Annotated in this window: 17 protein-coding genes; 7 read left to right on the top strand and 10 right to left on the bottom strand. The window is 69.7% G+C overall.

The window, feature by feature from the left end:
• The first annotated feature begins 17 nt into the window (after window positions 1-17).
• The 4 genes from ACOZ35_RS09400 (at window position 18) to ACOZ35_RS09415 (ending at window position 4,399) form a co-directional block, all read left to right on the top strand.
• Window positions 18-1,709 (top strand): YcaO-like family protein, encoded by a 1,692-nt coding sequence (locus ACOZ35_RS09400; RefSeq protein WP_424013356.1) that lies wholly within the window; start codon window positions 18-20, stop codon window positions 1,707-1,709.
• A gap of 76 nt (window positions 1,710-1,785) precedes the next feature.
• Entirely contained in the window at window positions 1,786-2,127 is a 342-nt protein-coding gene (locus tag ACOZ35_RS09405) for a cupin domain-containing protein (protein WP_424013357.1), read from the top strand.
• Window positions 2,128-2,292: 165 nt separating this feature from the next.
• Window positions 2,293-3,570, top strand: a complete 1,278-nt coding sequence (locus ACOZ35_RS09410) for an aminotransferase class V-fold PLP-dependent enzyme (RefSeq protein ID WP_424013358.1) — start codon at window positions 2,293-2,295, stop codon at window positions 3,568-3,570.
• Between the two features lie 235 nt (window positions 3,571-3,805).
• Entirely contained in the window at window positions 3,806-4,399 is a 594-nt protein-coding gene (locus ACOZ35_RS09415; protein ID WP_424013359.1) for a response regulator, read from the top strand.
• Between the two features lie 93 nt (window positions 4,400-4,492).
• Here the strand turns inward: ACOZ35_RS09415 and ACOZ35_RS09420 are convergent, their stop codons facing one another.
• Window positions 4,493-4,660 (bottom strand): hypothetical protein, encoded by a 168-nt coding sequence (locus ACOZ35_RS09420; RefSeq protein WP_424013360.1) that lies wholly within the window; start codon window positions 4,658-4,660, stop codon window positions 4,493-4,495.
• 113 nt (window positions 4,661-4,773) lie between these two features.
• Between ACOZ35_RS09420 and ACOZ35_RS09425 the strand changes: the two genes are divergently transcribed.
• From ACOZ35_RS09425 to ACOZ35_RS09435, 3 genes are all read left to right on the top strand, one after another.
• Window positions 4,774-5,874, top strand: coding sequence for an NADH:flavin oxidoreductase/NADH oxidase (locus tag ACOZ35_RS09425; protein WP_424013361.1), 1,101 nt, complete (start codon window positions 4,774-4,776; stop codon window positions 5,872-5,874).
• Between the two features lie 76 nt (window positions 5,875-5,950).
• Window positions 5,951-7,216 (top strand): GNAT family N-acetyltransferase, encoded by a 1,266-nt coding sequence (locus ACOZ35_RS09430; RefSeq protein WP_424013362.1) that lies wholly within the window; start codon window positions 5,951-5,953, stop codon window positions 7,214-7,216.
• Between the two features lie 68 nt (window positions 7,217-7,284).
• Window positions 7,285-8,214, top strand: a complete 930-nt coding sequence (locus tag ACOZ35_RS09435; protein ID WP_424013363.1) for a DUF7547 family protein — start codon at window positions 7,285-7,287, stop codon at window positions 8,212-8,214.
• A gap of 9 nt (window positions 8,215-8,223) precedes the next feature.
• Here ACOZ35_RS09435 and ACOZ35_RS09440 read toward each other — a convergent pair whose 3' ends face one another.
• The 9 genes from ACOZ35_RS09440 to ACOZ35_RS09480 form a co-directional block, all read right to left on the bottom strand.
• Window positions 8,224-8,973, bottom strand: a complete 750-nt coding sequence (locus tag ACOZ35_RS09440) for a sugar phosphate isomerase/epimerase family protein (RefSeq protein WP_424013364.1) — start codon at window positions 8,971-8,973, stop codon at window positions 8,224-8,226.
• A gap of 188 nt (window positions 8,974-9,161) precedes the next feature.
• Window positions 9,162-9,407: a hypothetical protein gene (locus tag ACOZ35_RS09445; protein WP_424013365.1), complete on the bottom strand. Its 246-nt coding sequence runs from the start codon at window positions 9,405-9,407 to the stop codon at window positions 9,162-9,164.
• Window positions 9,408-9,470: 63 nt separating this feature from the next.
• Window positions 9,471-9,788 carry a hypothetical protein gene (locus ACOZ35_RS09450; RefSeq protein WP_424013366.1) on the bottom strand — a complete coding sequence of 106 codons (318 nt, stop codon included), beginning with the start codon at window positions 9,786-9,788 and terminating at the stop codon, window positions 9,471-9,473.
• Between the two features lie 168 nt (window positions 9,789-9,956).
• Entirely contained in the window at window positions 9,957-10,577 is a 621-nt protein-coding gene (locus ACOZ35_RS09455) for a helix-turn-helix transcriptional regulator (protein ID WP_424013367.1), read from the bottom strand.
• 123 nt (window positions 10,578-10,700) lie between these two features.
• Window positions 10,701-12,092 carry a permease gene (locus ACOZ35_RS09460; protein ID WP_424013368.1) on the bottom strand — a complete coding sequence of 464 codons (1,392 nt, stop codon included), beginning with the start codon at window positions 12,090-12,092 and terminating at the stop codon, window positions 10,701-10,703.
• 225 nt (window positions 12,093-12,317) lie between these two features.
• Window positions 12,318-13,391: a methionine synthase gene (locus tag ACOZ35_RS09465; protein ID WP_424013369.1), complete on the bottom strand. Its 1,074-nt coding sequence runs from the start codon at window positions 13,389-13,391 to the stop codon at window positions 12,318-12,320.
• A complete protein-coding gene (locus ACOZ35_RS09470) occupies window positions 13,391-14,407 on the bottom strand; it encodes a 5-methyltetrahydropteroyltriglutamate--homocysteine methyltransferase (protein ID WP_424013370.1) in 1,017 nt (338 codons plus the stop codon). The genes ACOZ35_RS09465 and ACOZ35_RS09470 overlap by 1 nt, the downstream gene beginning before the upstream one ends.
• Window positions 14,408-14,487: 80 nt before the next feature.
• Complete coding sequence (locus ACOZ35_RS09475) at window positions 14,488-15,123, bottom strand: HemK2/MTQ2 family protein methyltransferase (RefSeq protein ID WP_424013371.1); 636 nt, start codon at window positions 15,121-15,123, stop codon at window positions 14,488-14,490.
• Window positions 15,120-16,385, bottom strand: a complete 1,266-nt coding sequence (locus tag ACOZ35_RS09480; protein WP_424013372.1) for a mechanosensitive ion channel family protein — start codon at window positions 16,383-16,385, stop codon at window positions 15,120-15,122. Before ACOZ35_RS09480 ends, ACOZ35_RS09475 begins: the two co-directional genes overlap by 4 nt.

Below are 16,385 nucleotides of genomic sequence, written 5' to 3' on the forward strand. Positions count from 1 at the left end.
CCTCGCGTCGACCGGGTATGGATATCGGACTTGTCGGCGACGGGCCCGCGGTCGAGGCGACCGAGGCCGCGCTCGGCGACGTCGACGTGAACGCGATGCCCGTCGAGCCGGAGTTACTCGACGGGTTCGACCTGGCGGTCGTCGTCGACACCGCGGGGTCGTCGGCGTTCGCGACCGCGAACGAACTGCTCGACCGCTGGATCGCCGTCGAGGTGGGCGGGCTCGGCGGCATCCCCCTCGCCGACCTCGACGCGGCGGTGACCGTCTTCGACGACGCCTGCTACGACTGCCTGCGCGCCCGCGTCCAGAGCGGCGGGGCCGAGCCGGCCGACGCGCCCACCGGCCGCCGGTCCGCCGTGCGCTACGCCGGCGTGGTGGCCGGGCGACGGGCGATCCGCCTGCTCGCCGGCGACCCGGTGGCGGACACCGTCGCCGAGGTGCCGGGCGCCGAGCGGACGCTGCTGCCCGCGCCCGGGTGCGGCTGCGGCGCCGACCCCGGCGACGCGCTCCCGCGCGATCACAGCGACCGCGACCTCGACGAGGCGATTGACCGCGCGGAGCGCGCCGTCGACCCCCGGATCGGCGCCCTGAACGAGGTCGGCGAACAGGAGTCGTTCCCGCTGCCGTACTACGTCGCGCGGGTCGCGGACACGACGCCCTTCTCCGACGCGGACGCGGCCGACTTCGGCGGCGGCGCGGCCGCCGACTGGGACGCCGCGTTCATGAAGGCGCTCGGCGAGGGGTTAGAGCGGTACGCGGCGGGCGTCTACCGCGAGGCCGAGTTCACGCGCGCGCCGGCCGCGAACGTCCCGAACCCGGTCACGCCGGACGCGTTCGTCCGCCCCGAGGGCGCCGAGGCGTACGACCGCGACGACCGACTCCCGTGGGCCCGCGGGGAGCGCCTCGGGACGGGCGAGACCGCGAGCCTCCCGGCGGAGTTCGTTCACTTCCCGCCGCCGGAGAACCGGTATCGCCCGCCGATCACGACCGGGCTCGGGCTCGGAAGCTCCGGACCGGACGCCGCGCTCTCCGGGCTCTACGAGGCGATCGAGCGCGACGCGACGATGACCAGCTGGTACTCCACGACGGAGCCGCTCGGGCTCGACCTCGACGACCCCGGGTTCACCGAGCTGGAGAAGCGGGCGCGCGCGGAGTCGCTGTCGGTGACCCCGCTGCTCGTCACGACCGACGTCGACGTGCCGGTCGTCGCGGTCGGGGTCAGCCGCGAGGGCGACTGGCCACGGTTCGCCGCGGGGTCGGGCGCCGACCTCGACCCGGCCGCGGCGGCGCGGAGCGCGCTCGCCGAGGCGCTGCAGAACTGGACCGAGCTCCGCTCGATGGGCCGGGAGACGGCCGACGAGCAGGGTGCCGCGATCGGTCACCACGCCGACTTCCCGGCGGAGACGGCGGCGTTCTTCGACCCGGACGCGACCGTTTCGGCCGAGGGGCTGGGCGAGCCGGCGCTGTCGGGAGCCGAGGAGCTTTCGGCCGTCGTCGAGCGCGTCGAGGGCGTTGGGCTCGACCCCTACGTCGCCCGGGTGACGACGCGCGACCTCGCGAGTCTTGGCTTCGAGGCGGTCCGCGTGCTGGTCCCGGGCGCGCAGCCGCTGTTCACCGGCGAACCGTTCTTCGGCGACCGCGCGAGCGAGGTGCCGCGGTCGATGGGGTTCGAGCCCGCGCTCGACCGACCGTACCACCCGTTCCCGTGACGGGCGTCTCGTTCTCGTGACGAGGGGGGCCCCTCCGTCCCGCGGGTTTAGGTGCCTCCGGGTCGCGGGAGGGCGTATGGACGTCGTACCCGACGCGGACGTCGAGGCGGTCGAAGCGGTCGACGGCGTGTTCCTCACGCAGGGCGCCGTCGGTGAGGGAATGAGCATCCAGCGGTTCGAGATCGAACCGGGCGAGACGGTGCCCGAACACGACCACCCGCACGAGCAGATCGGCGTGATCACGGCCGGCAGGCTGACGTTCCTCTCGGAGGGCGACGAACGCGTCGTCGGCCCCGACGACACCTACGTGATCCCCGGCGGCGAGCCGCACGCCGCCGAGAACCGCACCGACGAGCCGGTCGTCGGCTTCGACATCTTCTCGCCGCCGCGGGCGAACCCTGATTGGGGGGAGGAGTAGGCGGCCGGCAGTCCCGGCCGGGCCGGCCGAGTCGAATTCGGGGCGGGCCGGCCGAGTCGATTCCGGGCGCGAGCCCCCGCGGATCGCGCGATCCCGTGCGTCAGCGATACGGGCAAGACGTACCGGACCGAAGGTGTGTTAGTGTTCGGGGCCCGACAACGGGTAATGGGAGTTCAAGAACAGTACCCGTTCGACGTGGAGGCGCTCCGCGCCGACTTCCCGATCCTCGATCGGAAGGTCGGCGGGGATCCGGAGACCGCGGGAGAGGGCGAGGGCGACGACACTCCCCTCGTCTACCTCGATAACGCGGCGACCTCGCACACGCCTGACCCGGTCGTCGACGCCATCTCCGACTACTACCGGAGCTACAACGCCAACGTCCACCGCGGGATCCACCAGCTGAGCCAGGAGGCCTCCGTCGCCTACGAAGAGGCCCACGACGCGGTCGCCGACTTCATCGGCGCCGCGGGCCGCGAGGAGATCGTCTTCACGAAGAACACGACCGAGGCGATGAACCTCGTCGCGTACGCCTGGGGCCTCGAGGAGCTCGGTCCCGGGGACAACGTCGTCCTCTCCGAGATGGAGCACCACGCCTCGCTCGTCACCTGGCAGCAGATCGGCAAGCGGACGGGCGCCGACGTGCGCTTCGTCGACGTCACCGACGAGGGGCGGCTCGACATGGACCACGCCGCCGAACTCATCGACGACGACACCGAGATGGTGTCCGTCGTCCACGTGTCGAACACGCTCGGCACCGTGAACCCGATCCGCGAGCTGGCCGACATGGCCCACGATCACGACGCGTACATCTTCGCCGACGCCGCGCAGTCGGTGCCGACGCGCCCCGTCGACGTCGGGGAACTGGACGTCGACTTCCTCGCCTTCTCCGGCCACAAGATGTGCGGCCCGACCGGGATCGGCGCCCTCTACGGCCGTGAGGAGATCTTAGAGGGGATGCAACCCTACCTCTACGGCGGTGACATGATCCGCCGCGTCTCCTTCGAGGACTCCACCTGGGAGGACCTCCCGTGGAAGTTCGAGGCCGGGACGCCCTCGATCGCGCAGGGGATCGGCCTCGCGGCCGCGATCGAGTACCTCGAAGAGGTCGGGATGGACCGGATCGAGGCCCACGAGGACCTGCTCGCCGAGTACGCCTACGACGAGCTCGAGGCGCTCGGCGGCGTGGAGATCTACGGCCCGCCGGGCGACGACCGCGGCGGCCTCGTCGCGTTCAACGTCGAGGGCGTCCACGCTCACGACCTCTCCAGTATCCTCAACGACTACGGCGTCGCGATCCGCGCCGGGGACCACTGCACCCAACCGCTCCACGACGAGATGGGCGTCGCCGCCTCAGCGCGCGCCTCCTTCTACTTCTACAACACCGTCGAGGAGGTCGACGCGCTGATCGACGCGGTCCGCGAGGCGCGGGACCTGTTCGCCTGAGCGGCCCGCTCACGGCAGATTCGTCGTCGCGACCGGAGACCCTTCGAACGAGCCATCGTCGACGCCCTCCCGTCCGGCAGTTTCTCGCTGAATCACGCTATAGTCGGGTTTGAGGGCCGTGACAACGGTGAACGCGCAATTATTATCCCGTCGCCGCGGTAACTATTCTCCAGAGAAAATAACCACCGAAGTAGTAAGTCGTTTCTCGCCGAGTCGTCGCCCGCCATCAAAACGCATGACAAACCACACATCCCCGCCGTCAGACGCACGCGCGGACACGAACGCAGCCGCCGATCGATCAGAACCGACCGCAACCGGAGCCACGGGGGCGCGATACGCGCCGATCACCGTCCTCCAGGTCGAGCCCGACGCGCGCTCCGCGGAGCTTTTGGAGGCGTTCGCGGCGCGGCTCACCGACCGAGTCCGGGTCCGCTCCGTGAAGCGCTTCGCGGACGCGCTCGACGCGGTCGAGACGGGCGTCGAAGTCGACGGCGAGCGCGTTCCGGTTGACTGCGTCGTCACCGAACAGCGGCTCCCCGACGGCGACGGCGTCGCCCTCACCGAACGGCTACGCGAGGCGGGCCACGGGCTCCCCGTCGTCTTCCATACCACGTGTCCGGGCGAGGAACGCGAGGCGGCGGCGTTCGGCGCCGGCGCGGACGCCTACTTCGAGAAGGGGTCCGACCGCGGCCGGTTCGACGCGATCCTCGACCGGATCCGCGCGCTCGTCGACGAGCGGCGAGAGCGCGAGGTGACGACGGACGCGAGATCCGCGTCCACGCCGCGCACGCCCGGAACGTCGGGCGAGACGCTGCGCTCCGAGGAGTGAGACCTCACTGAGCGGCGAACGCGGAGGGTGGAGGAGGCGTCGAACGCGGAGTTGTGGAGGAGGCGGCGTCAGCGGGGTCGGCAGATTTTCGCGTTATCGTTCGAGATCGAGATCGACCGTGAGGTCGGTCGCGATCCACGCGTCGGTGTTGCCCTGTTCGGCGAAGACGGTCCGCTCCTGCGAGCAGCGGGTCGCGGCGACGGTCGGCCGCTCGTCGGCCACCGATTCGGCGTCCCGCTCGATCCGGTCTCCCGTTGTCATTACTACCCGGTCAGAGGCCGGCGGTGTTATAGATTTCGGTCGGCCTAAACTACAGGCGGCGATCCGCGCGGGGGATCGGTGGGACTTACGGCGCGGCGGCCGTTCACTGACCCGTGACTGACACGCTGTTTACACCGCTCACGCTTCGCGACACCGAGTTCCGAAACCGCGTGATGCTGTCGCCGATGTGCCAGTACTCGGCCGAGGACGGCCTGGCGAACGACTGGCACCGCGTCCACCTCGGCGCCCGCGCTGCCGGCGGCGCGGGGGTCGTGATGACGGAGGCGACCGCCGTCGAGTCCCGCGGCCGCATCACGCCGAACTGCCTCGGGATCTGGTCCGACGAGCACGCCGAGAAGATCGAACCGATAGTCGAGTTCGTCAAATCCCAGGGCGCGACGCCGGGGATCCAGCTCGCCCACGCCGGTCGGAAGGCCTCCCACCGGCCGCCGGCGGAGGGCAGCGGTCCCATCTCCGCCGACGAGCCCGAGGGCTGGGAGACCGTCTCCGCGAGCGACGAGCCGTATCCGCACCCGAACGTCGACGAGAGCGGACTGGCCGACACCCGCCGCCTCGACGACGACGGGATCGACGAGGTGATCGACGCGTTCGTGGCCGCGGCGGAGCGCGCGAACGAGATCGGCTTCGAGGTCGCGGAGGTCCACGCGGCCCACGGCTACCTGCTCCACCAGTTCCTCTCGCCCGTCACCAACGACCGCGACGACGAGTACGGCGGGAGCTTCGAGAATCGGACTCGGCTCCTCCGTGAGGTCGTCGAAGCCGTTCGCGAGGTGTGGCCCGACGGGAAGCCCGTCTTCGTCCGCATCTCCGCGACGGACTGGCTCCCCGACCGCGACTCGTGGGACGTCGACGACTCGGTGCGGGTGGCCCCGCTGCTCGCCGAGGCCGGCGCCGACCTGATCGACGTCTCAGGCGGCGGGATCCACCCTGACCAGGAGATCCCGAACGCGGGGCCGGGCTACCAGGTTCCCTACGCCGAGGCGATCCGCGAGGGGACGGACGTGCCCGTCGCCGCGGTCGGCGGGATCACGGAGCCGACCCACGCCGACGCCTTGGTCCGAAACGAGCGGGCGGACCTCGTCGCGCTCGGCCGCGAGATGCTCCGACACCCGTACTGGCCGCTGGAGGCCGCCCACGAGCTCGGCGAGGAGGCCGAGTGGCCGGTCCAGTACCGCCGCGGGCGCTTCGACTGAGGCGGGTCGCCGACGAGGGCGGTACTCCCCCGCACGCTCCGGGAAGACTTATTCGGCTCCCGCGAGCCGACCGCGTATGGAGTACCGACCGTTCCCCGACGAGCGCGGCGACGAGTTCGACGCGTTCATGCGATACGCCTTCTCCCCGACGGAGGGCCCGTACGACCCCGAGGCGGCGGACGACCACGACACCATCGCCGACAGGCGGGGGCTGTTCGACGGCGACGACCCCGTCGCGGTCTGCGCGCACCACTACTTCTCGCTGCGGATCCGCGGCGCGGACCGCGAGGTCGCCGGCCTCTCCGCGGTCGCGTCCCCGCCGGAACATCGTCGGCGAGGGAACGTCGGCCGGATGCTCCGAGAGTCGCTGGCGGAGTACCGCGAGCGCGGCGTGTCCGTCTCGACGCTGTGGCCCTTCGAGTATCCCTTCTACGCCAACTACGGCTGGGCGACCGCGAGCCGATACCCGCACCTGACCGCGCCGCCGGCCCAGCTGGGGTTCGTCGACGACCTGGTCGCGACCGACGGCGACGACGCCGGGCACTTCCGCCGGCTCGGCGAGGGCGACTACGAGTCTGTGAAACCGGTCCTCGCGGCGACGGCCGACCGCTACGATCTGACGATGGACTGGACCGAGGAGTGGTGGCGCGAGCGGACCCTCCAAGGGTGGAAGACCGACCCGTTCGTCTACGGCTGGGAGCGCGACGGCGAGCTCCGGGCTGTCTGCGCGTACAGCTTCGAGGAGCCGGACGACGCGGACGACCCGATACTGCGCGTCACCGACGTCGCCGTCGCGGACGACGAGGCGTGGTTCCAGCTGCTGCGGTTCTTCCGCAACCACGACTCGCAGGTCGACGAGGTCCGGATCCGCGCCCCGCCGGACGCGCCTCTCCTTGACCTCGTCGACGACCCGCGCGCCGTCGACTGCGAGGTCCGCACCGGGCCGATGGTCCGCCTCGTCGACGTCGCCGCCGCGCTCGAAGCGTTTGGCCCCGACCCGGCGGTCGAGGCCGCGTTCTCGCTGTCGGTCGCCGACCCTCTCGTCGACTGGAACGACCGGACGTTCCGAGTCGAGGTCGCGGATGGCGCGGTGGCGGTCGAGCCGGTCGACGGCGGCGAGGGAGGGGGCCGCGACGGCGCGGGAGCGGGCGACGAGAGCGGTTCCGAGACCGGTAACGCGGACGCCGCGGTCGAGATGGGCGCGCTCTCGCAGCTGTACGTCGGCTACCGGTCGGTCGACGAGGTCATTCGGGACGGGGGGCTCGCGGTCGATTCCGTGACCACCGACGATCTCCGTGCTTTGTTCCCGCCGCGGACGACGCACCTCCGCGAGGGGTTCTGAGGGCTCCGCGCGGAGCCGCTTCCGCGGCCCGGCAGGGCTTTTTATCCGCGGACCGCCTACGACGCAGCATGAGTTCCCGCGACCCACACGACGACGACCTCGAGGAGCGGCTCGACGAGCTCGAGGACGTGCTGAGCGAGCTCCGCGCCGACCTCCGCGAGACCGAGCGCGACCGCCGCGGGCCCCCGCGGCCGCCCCGGCTCTCGGAGCTGGTCCGGTTCACCGAGCAGTACACCATCCCGACGGTGATCGCCCTGCTGGAGACGACGATCAAGTCGCTCGAACTGCTTCAGGGGACCCTCCGGCTCGCGGACCCCGGCCGGAGCGCCGTCGAGGGCGCGGCGGGCGCCGGCGACCGCCTCGCGGATGTCCGCGACGGCGCGACGACCGGACTCGCCCGGTCGCTCTCGGAGCTCCGGACCGCGCTCTCGGAGGCCGACCTCCCCGAGGAGGCCGCCTCCCGCTCGATTATCGCCGACGCGCGCGACCTCACCGCGGAGATCGAGTCTCGGATCGACGAGGGGCGCCGAGAGGCGGACACGGCGCGGGACCGGCGACTCGGGCGGGACCGTGACCATCGGCGAGACGACGCGGGCCGGGAGCGAGACCGGAGCGATCGAGGCCGAGATCGAGGCGAGATGCGCTCCGACGAGCGCGACGACGGGAGCCCGGTTCAGATCGACGTGACCGACCCCGGCGAGAGCGGAGACGACGGCGCCGAAGACGGAGCGTCCGGCGACGCCGACGACCCGCCGGAGGTCGACGTCGAGTCCGAGCTGGAGTCGATAAAGCGCCAGATCGACGGCGACGAGGTCGATCCGGACGCGGGTGAGAACGATCCCGGCGAGGTCGGGGACGCTCCCGGCGAGGGCGACAACGCGGAGAGCGGTGCGGACGGAGCGGGCCACGCGGACGCTGATGACGTTGACGCCGACGGCGGCGACGACGAGGGCCCGAACGCCGACGACCCCAAGAATCCGGACGACCGGGCGAACTAAGTCGCTATTTTAAAACGACGCGCCGAGCCGGTCGGCGACGCGCTCGGCCGAATCGATGAGGAGCGTCTCGTCGTCGGTGAACACTTCCACGGCGACGGTTCCGTCGAATCCTGCGAGTTCGGACTCCACGAGGTCGTAGTCGACCTCGCCGGCGCCCACCGGGAGGTGCGTGTCGCCGCGGCGGCGGACGTCGTGACAGTGGAGGTGCGAGACCCGGTCGCCGTGGCTCCGGAGGAACCGCCGTATCGCCTTGTTGCCGCCCTCCATGTACGCGTGGCCGACGTCGAAGCAGATCGGGGTGTCCGTCTCGCGGGCGAGGTCGCCGAGGACCGAGAGCTGGAGCCCGGCGTGCTGGTGGCCGACGTTCTCGACGACGACCTCGACGCCCACCTCGCGGCCGGCGTCGGCGACCCGGCGGAGCTGCTCGCCCGCGGTCTCCCGGAAGTCGACGTCGTCGCGGTCGGCGGAGGTGGCGTGGAGGACCGCCTTCTGGGCGCCGAGGTCGCCGGCCACAGTTAAAAGGCGGCGCTGGTAGTCGACGATGGCGTCGTTCACCTCAGGGACGTACGTCGCCAGCCGCTGGCCGTACGGGAGGTGGACGACCAGATCGCGGCCGGCGAGCGCGTCCGCGAGCCGCTCCGGGTCGATTTCGCCCGGGACGAGCGTCGGCTCGCCGACGCCGAGTTCGCAGAAGTCGAACCGCGCGGGCGACGCCGCGAGGCGGTCGAGGTCGTCGCCGACGGTGAGACCGATCTCCATGTCGGCGGTGGGTGCGGCGGCGTGTTATGTATCTCTATTCTATTCACTAATTAGTGTGTAAAATTAATCTACAGCGAGAGCGGATCATTCCGATCGCTCGTGTTTGCGGCGCCGCCGCGTGAACTGTTCGTCGGGAGTCCACCGTGGGCACGGCGCTCACGGAGGACCGGAGTCGGTCAGGTGTCGTTTCACCCGGAACTCCTGTCGAGGAGCACGTATACGAGATACAGCGGGACGGCAATCAGCAGCCCCATCCAGAGGAGCCCCCAGAGCCCCATCGCACCGCCGAAGAGACCCCAACCGCCCATCATGCCGCCGCCGTAGCCGCCGCTTCCGTGAGCGGCCGCGGTACCCGTCGCGGCGATCAACAGCGGGACCGCGAGCGTCGCGATTCGGCGAATCGTCCATCCGAGGGCGTCGATGTCGTGTGTCATTGTGACCGGTGAGTGGATTCTTTGAACGGCCCTATGCCTGGCAATCGAGTCGAACGGTGACCGTTAACAACCGTACCCCCGTCCGTTCATCCCCACGGCCGGATGATCGTCGTCCGGCATGTCTCGGACCATCTCCTCGACGGTGACGCCCATGTGAGCTTCCATCTCGTCGACGGCGTTCGGGCCCATCTGACCGGTCATGTGGCGCTCCATCCAGGCAGCCCGCTCTGCCATCTCGCCGTCGATCGGCGTCCCGTCGGCCGCCGTCTCGTTCTCCCGGACCGGTTCGTCTCCGTGTGCGCTGACTACCGGGGCAGCGAATGCGAGTCCGGCGACCGCGAGCGCCACGAGCAGCCATCGTCCGATGTTTCGGTCGGTCATTGTCTTTCGCCTCAACTGCTCATACGGCGGGGCCCGAGTTAGGGTCGTGGACGTGAACGCAATCTGGAAAGCGTTTGAGAGCGTTCATAACGCCATCTAAGCGTTTTATTTTCCGAGGACCGTTCATACTCGCCGAATTCGGACGGCGGGGAGTCCACCGGCCAGCAGCTACCCGTCCGACCGTTGCTGCCGAAGCTCGTCGCTCGGATACACGCGGTAGGTCCGGCCCTGTCGCTCCCGATACAGCAGTCCGCGCTCTTCGAGCGAACTCACCGTCTGACTCACTTTGCTCTTCGAGAAATCGGACCGATCCCGGAGTTCGATCTGGGTGATTCCCGGAGAATCCAACACGGGTTCGAGGACGCGCCGTTCGTCGTCCGGCAGGAGATCGAGGACGCGCGCCTGCGGGTCGGACTCAGGGTTGAGAGACGTCGGCTGCGAGCCGTCGCCGTCCTCCGCGGACGGAGCGGCCTCCGTCGACGCGCCGGACTCCGTCGGCGGCTGATCCGGAGTACCGCCCGCCGCCGGGTCGGTCGCTCTCGATGCGGTGAACTCGTCACGGGCCAGGAGGTAGACGGCGCCGATCACGCCCGCGACCAGCAGCGTTCCGACCGCGTACCAGAGGGGGTCCGGTCCGTGTAACGACCCCATCGACGAGTCCATCATCGACCCCATTGACTGGTCGAGGTTGCGGCGCTGTCGATACGCTCGCCAGGTCAGCCCACCGCCGGCCAAGAAGACGAACCCGAGGAGCACACCGACGACGGCGTCCGCTCGACGTCGGTTCATTCGACGGCCCTCGATCGCGGCGTCTGACTGTTCATACCGTTAGTTCGAGGGCGACGAGTGTCATGATTGCGGATCGGAACCGGAACAGCGGGGCCCGCCTCGCAGAGAGCCCCGTCGAAGTCGTCAGTGGTCATGGTCGTGGCCGCGACTCCGGATCTCCGGGTGCCCATCGGCGAACTCCCCCGGATCCGCCTCGAACGCCCGCTTACACGCCTTCGAGCAGAAGTGGTACGTCACCCCCTCGTGGGACGCACTGGACCCCTCGTCGCCGGTCCGCATGCCGCAGACCGGGTCGCGGTACTGCCCGGGCGCACCGAGGCCGCGCCGATAGACGTACAGGAGGAACCCGGAGAGCGCGAAGGCGACGAGGTTGAGATAGAACGTGTAGTTGAGCTCGAAGTACGTCTGCTCGGTCGCCGTCTCGCCGCCCGCGAGGTCGGGGACGATACCCAGAGCGTCGAACAGCAGCTCCATGAGGAAGCCGGTGAACGCCATCGTGACGAAGAAGACGCCGAAGATGTACAGCATGACCTTCCAGCCGTAGTACTTCCGGTAGACGTTCAAGACGGGGATCGTGATGAGGTCGGCGTAGACGAACGCGATGATCCCGGCGAAGCTCACGCCGCCGCCCCACAGCGCGACCGCGAACGGGACGTTTCCCATGCTCCCGACGAAGCTGACGACCGCGATGGCGACGCCCATGACCGCGTTCTCGGCGGTGACGAGCAGCCCGTCTCCCTGAATGAACAGGGCGTTCCACACCCGCTGCGGCACGAAGACGATGACGAACCCGGAGACGAGGAACCCCGCGACGATGTCCTTCCAGATCATCGACCACTCCTTGCGGTACTGGTTGGCGACCTTGTACCAGCCGCCCCACGAGCGTAGTTCGTCGCGCCACCCGCCGCGGCCGGACGTCTGCTGACGGTACGTCTCCAGACACCCCTCCGAGCAGAACCGCAGCGTCTCCCCGCCGTCGGTCGTGAGGGTGTGCGCTTTCGTTCCCTCCATTCCGCAGGTTGGGTCCTCGCTGACCCCCGACTCGCGGTCGCGCTCGGTAAGCGTCTCTCGGACCTGGTCGAAGAGAGTCTCGGGGAGCGTGAGGTGGACGATGGCGGCCATGACGGCGATGAGGATCAGGCCGCCGAGCAGCTCCGCGAGGAGGAACTCCCACCCCAGCAGGAGCAGTATCATCAGCCCGAGTTCGACGATGAGGTTCGTCGACGCGAACATGAACGCGAGGAAGTTCACCGCGTGGGCGCCCTTTTTGAACAGCCCCTTCCCGATGGCGACGGCCCCGAAACTACAGCCGCTGCTCGCCGCGCCGAACACCGTCGCCTTCGTGAGACCGCGCAAGTCGCCGTCGCCCAGCGCCTGCGCCATTCGCTCCTTCGAGACGTACACCTGAACGAGACTCGTGACCGTGAGCCCCATGATGATCGCCCACGCCGCCGTCCAGAGGAACCCGACACCGATACGGAGGGATTCGAGGACGCCGTCGAGTATCGCTGCCATGGTTGAATGATCGGAGGGGGAATCTATTGCGGTTTCCCTTAGAATACCTCGCCCAAGACGCCGCAGAGACTGTGGGATCGAAAGCTTTCAGACGGCTGAGTTTGGATAGCGAACCAGAAACCCGCTCATCGCGGACCTCGCGGTCGACGCGATCCCCGAGACGCGTCAGACCGGACGCGGCGGATGTCGTGTCGGAGCCGCCGCGTCCGCGTGCGGTCCCCGGATTCAGTCGTCCGCGAGCGGATCGTCGAGGTCGATCTCGCCGGAATCGATCTCGGCTTCGATCTCGCGGACCGCGGTCACCATGTTCTCGGTCTTGCCGTACGCGATGTCGCGCGGGAGGAGCTTCAGCCCGCAGTCGGGCGAGATGGTGAGCTTCTCCGGCGGGACGACGCGGAGGCCCTGCCGGATGTTCTCTTTGATCTCCTCGACGGGCTCGATCTCGGCCGTGTGCGCGTCGACGACGCCGAGGGCGAGGTCGGGCTCGAACTCGGGGTCCTCGAACGTCGGGATCTGCTCGTACTCGCCGTTACACAGCTCGACGTCGAACTCGTCGATCGGGTAGTCGTTGATCTCGGGGTAGATCCGCGAGTAGTCGCCGTAACAGACGTGGAGCCCGATGCGGACGTCCTCGTCGATGCCCGAGACGATCCGTTCGAGCGCCTCGCCGACGATGGCGTGGTCCTCCGGCGTCGTCGCGAGCGCGGGCTCGTCGATCTGGATGTAGCGCGCGCCCGCCTCGACCAGCTTCTCGACCTCCTCGTTGACCAGGTCGGCGAGGTCGTACACGAGCTCCTCGGTGGAGGGGTACGCCTCGTTGAACGCCCAGAAGCCGAGCGTGTACGGGCCCGTGATGGGGACCTTGACGGGACGCTCGGCGGCGTTCGAGGTGAACTCGAACTCGTCGACGAGCCACGGCTCGTCGTAGGTGACCTCCTCGACCACGCTCGGCTTGTCGAAGTAGTTGTGCCCCCACACCTTCACGGGGCCGTTGAACTCGTAGCCGTCGATGCGGTCGGCGAAGAACTCCACCATCTCGTTGCGGCGCATCTCGCCGTCGACGACGGTGTCGAGCCCGGCGCGCTCGTGCTCGTGCGTGATGAGCCGGCAGGCGTCGTCGTGCGCCTCCTCGAGGTCCGACGCGTCGAACTTCGAGTCCGGGTCGTCGACCAGCTCGTCGGCCCGGTTGAGCCACTTCGGCTTCGGGTAGGAGCCGACGACCGTCGAGAGCAGGAACGTGTCGTTCGGGTGGTCGTCCGGGCGGAACTGGTCGCGGTTGGCTTCGGGGTTTCGGACCATCAGTCGAGCACCTCCGCGGCGGCGGCGAGCGCGTTCAGCTTCTCACGGTACTTGTTCGTCGGCAGGTAGAACAGCTCGGTGTTCGGCGTGAGGTAGGTTCGGTCGAACCCCTCGAGAGGGATCTGATCTTCGAACCACTCGACGCGCTCCGCGACCGTCTCCGGCTCCTCGACGAGCGTGTTCTGCCCGTCGACGAGCCCGAGCGCGAGCGAGTCGGTCGAGCCGAACTCTTGGACGTTGTAGACGGTGTCGTCGCGGTCGCCGGCGACGAGGTCGAGCCCGAGCGCGTCGGCGCCCGCCTCGTCGACGAGGTGCGCGTACAGCTTCTCGCCGAGCGCGCCGTAGAACGTCTGGACGACCACGTCGGCGTCGGTCGCGTCGGCGACCGTCGCGATCGCGTCCGTCGCGGCCGACTCCTCGCCCTCGGCGGGCGGGCTCGTGACGAGCGACGGTTCGGGGAGGAACAGCGTCTCGTGGGCCGGGAACGCCTCAACCTCGCCCGCGAGGAACTCGGCGATGGCGGCCTGGAACTCGGCCTCGTCGCCGTAGTGCTCGTCCGTCGCGAGGTCCGCGAGCGAGTACGGGCCGGGGAGCGTCGCCGCGAGCGACGCGTCCGCCGCGCCGTCGGCGTCGGCGAGCAGGTCGGCGGCCGTCTCCAGTTCGTTCGCCACGTCGCCCGAGAAGCCGAGATCGTCGACGACGCGCGGGTCGCGGTAGAAGTTGTTGTTGTCGTAGTACCGCACGATCCCGCCGGTCTCGACGGCGTCGCTGACGGTCAGCGGGTGCGCGATCATGTCGTCCCAGCGGCCCTGCCCCTCGGAGATCAGGTCGAGGCCGGCGTCCAGCTGGTGGTCGACGTACTCGGCGCGTACCTCGTCGTACTCTGCGACGATCGCCTCGCTCTCGTCGCCGCTCAGGAGGTCGCCCTTCTGGTGGCCCTTCAGGTCGGAGAGCGTCTCTTTCGCCCGGTCCGGGAGCGGATACAGCCCCGGCGTCGCCGCGACACGTTCGGTCATCACCGTCCGTTAGATATGCCGTCGTATAATATTTGCTAATACGAATTATGTCCGAAAGTAATTGAGTGCGCGACGGAGCGCTACGCCCGCCGCAGCGCCAGCACCGTGAGCGTCTCGAACGGGAACGACTCCTCGACGACCGGCTCGTGGTCGAACCCCGCGTCCTCGACCAGGGCGAGCACCTCGTCGTACCCGGTGAGCGAGGAGACCAGGAGCAGGACGACGCCGTCGGGCGCGAGCACGCGCCCCACGTCCGCGAGGAACGGCTCGATGAGTTCGCGGCCCGACTCGCCGCCCGAGAGCGCGTGCTCCATCCAGTCGTCCCACTCGTTGTCCGGGTCGGTCGGCAGGTACGGCGGGTTGAAACACACCGCGTCGAACGCGTCCGCGCGGAACGGCGAGAGGAGGTCGGCGACGACGGCCTCGACGCCCCGCTCGCGGGCCTGCTGTGCCGCGTGCGGGTTGAGGTCGCTGCCGACCACGTCGAGGTCGCGCTCGGCGGCCACCTGCGCGGCGACCCATCCGGACCCCGTCCCGACCTCCAACACGCGACCGTGCGCCTCCGCGACCGCCGCCTCCGCGAGCAGCCCGGAGTCCTCGGCGGGCTGGTAGACCGTGACCTCGTCGAGGCCGCGTCGCTGCGCGAGGTCGGCATCGCGCTCGTCGCCACCGTCGCTCTCGTCCCCGCCGTCGCGTCCGTCACCATCCCCGGTCATTGGTCGTCGCCCTCCGCCTCGGCGTCGTCCGCGCCGCTGTCCGTGTCGTCCGCCTCGGCGTCGTCCGCGCCGCTGTCCGTGTCGTCCGCGCCGCTGTCCGTGTCGTCCGCCTCGGCGTCGTCCGCGCCGACGTCACCGGAGGTTTCGGACCCGCTACGCGTCGCCGCGCGTCCCTCGACCGACGCGTCCAACTGTGGGCCGGAAGCGCCCTCTGCGCGGGCGGAGAGCGTCTGCTGCGGGAACGGGATGACGATCCCGTCGTCTTCGAGCGCGCCCTTCATCGCGTTCATCGCGGCGGTCTGAGTGCGCCAGCGCTTCCGCATGCTCGGGTTCCGGATCCAGTAGCGGAGCCCCAACACGACCGCCGAGTCGTCGAACCGCTTCGTCACGGCGTTCGGCTCGGGCATCTCGGCGACGTCCTCGACGTCCGCGGCCGCCTCCTCGATGACCGCGGCCGCGCGCTCGACGTCGGTGTCGTAGTCGACGCCGACCTCAACTTCGATCCGCAGGCGGTTCCGCCGCGTGCGGTCGACGATCGACCCCGAGCGAACGGTGTCGTTCGGCATCGTGATCACCTCGCCGTCGAACGACCGGATCCGGGTGCTCATGATCGAGATCTCCGTCACGGTCCCCTCGTGGTCGCCGATCTCCACCCAGTCGCCGACCTCGAAGGGCCGCGAGAACATCAGCACGAAGCCCGCGAGGATCGCGCCGAGCGTCTGCCGCGCCGCCATCCCGACAACGATCCCGAGGAACCCCGCGCCGACGAGGAGACTGCCGACGTTGTCGGTGAACAGCCCGACGACCGCGACCAGCGCGGTCGTGTAGACGGTCAGCTGCGTGATCCGGAGGATCACCTCCTGTTGGTGTTGGGAGATCGACGCGCTCTCGGCGCCGATCTCGCGGATGACGCCGCCGAGGAAGTCCGTGAGCGCGTACGCGATCGCGAGGAGGATCACGGCGAGGACGACGTTCGACACCTGGTTGGCGGTCAGCGCCGACCGCGCGGCCTCGAAGAGGGCGCCGCTCCGGTCCCACACCGCGATCAGCGTGAGCGCGCCGGCCGCGGTCGCGACGCCGACCGTCGCCGACAGCAGGAGCCGCTGCGAGGAGGAGAGGTCCCTGTCCCCGTTCTTCAGCCGCCCCGTCAGGAGCCGGACCGCCACCACGGCGGCGACGATCCCGACGGAGGCGGCGAACCGCTCGAAGTTGCCCGCGAGCGCGCGCTGAAGCTCCGTCACGACGCCGATCCAGCCCGTCAT

Origin of the sequence: Halorubrum xinjiangense, assembly GCF_049604745.1 — an archaeon.
Lineage (GTDB): Archaea > Halobacteriota > Halobacteria > Halobacteriales > Haloferacaceae > Halorubrum > Halorubrum xinjiangense_A.

Excerpts from the sequence above, each read along its gene's own strand:
- ACOZ35_RS09430 (WP_424013362.1), top strand. The coding sequence starts at position 5,951 with ATGGAGTACCGACCGTTCCCCGACGAGCGCGGCGACGAGTTCGACGCG.
- ACOZ35_RS09415 (WP_424013359.1), top strand. The coding sequence starts at position 3,806 with ATGACAAACCACACATCCCCGCCGTCAGACGCACGCGCGGACACGAAC.
- ACOZ35_RS09465 (WP_424013369.1), bottom strand. The coding sequence starts at position 13,391 with ATGGTCCGAAACCCCGAAGCCAACCGCGACCAGTTCCGCCCGGACGAC.
- ACOZ35_RS09455 (WP_424013367.1), bottom strand. The coding sequence starts at position 10,577 with ATGAACCGACGTCGAGCGGACGCCGTCGTCGGTGTGCTCCTCGGGTTC.
- ACOZ35_RS09400 (WP_424013356.1), top strand. The coding sequence starts at position 18 with ATGGATATCGGACTTGTCGGCGACGGGCCCGCGGTCGAGGCGACCGAG.
- ACOZ35_RS09470 (WP_424013370.1), bottom strand. The coding sequence starts at position 14,407 with ATGACCGAACGTGTCGCGGCGACGCCGGGGCTGTATCCGCTCCCGGAC.
- ACOZ35_RS09405 (WP_424013357.1), top strand. The coding sequence starts at position 1,786 with ATGGACGTCGTACCCGACGCGGACGTCGAGGCGGTCGAAGCGGTCGAC.
- ACOZ35_RS09460 (WP_424013368.1), bottom strand. The coding sequence starts at position 12,092 with ATGGCAGCGATACTCGACGGCGTCCTCGAATCCCTCCGTATCGGTGTC.
- ACOZ35_RS09475 (WP_424013371.1), bottom strand. The coding sequence starts at position 15,123 with ATGACCGGGGATGGTGACGGACGCGACGGCGGGGACGAGAGCGACGGT.
- ACOZ35_RS09435 (WP_424013363.1), top strand. The coding sequence starts at position 7,285 with ATGAGTTCCCGCGACCCACACGACGACGACCTCGAGGAGCGGCTCGAC.
- ACOZ35_RS09445 (WP_424013365.1), bottom strand. The coding sequence starts at position 9,407 with ATGACACACGACATCGACGCCCTCGGATGGACGATTCGCCGAATCGCG.
- ACOZ35_RS09450 (WP_424013366.1), bottom strand. The coding sequence starts at position 9,788 with ATGACCGACCGAAACATCGGACGATGGCTGCTCGTGGCGCTCGCGGTC.
- ACOZ35_RS09410 (WP_424013358.1), top strand. The coding sequence starts at position 2,293 with ATGGGAGTTCAAGAACAGTACCCGTTCGACGTGGAGGCGCTCCGCGCC.
- ACOZ35_RS09480 (WP_424013372.1), bottom strand. The coding sequence starts at position 16,385 with ATGACGGGCTGGATCGGCGTCGTGACGGAGCTTCAGCGCGCGCTCGCG.
- ACOZ35_RS09440 (WP_424013364.1), bottom strand. The coding sequence starts at position 8,973 with ATGGAGATCGGTCTCACCGTCGGCGACGACCTCGACCGCCTCGCGGCG.
- ACOZ35_RS09420 (WP_424013360.1), bottom strand. The coding sequence starts at position 4,660 with ATGACAACGGGAGACCGGATCGAGCGGGACGCCGAATCGGTGGCCGAC.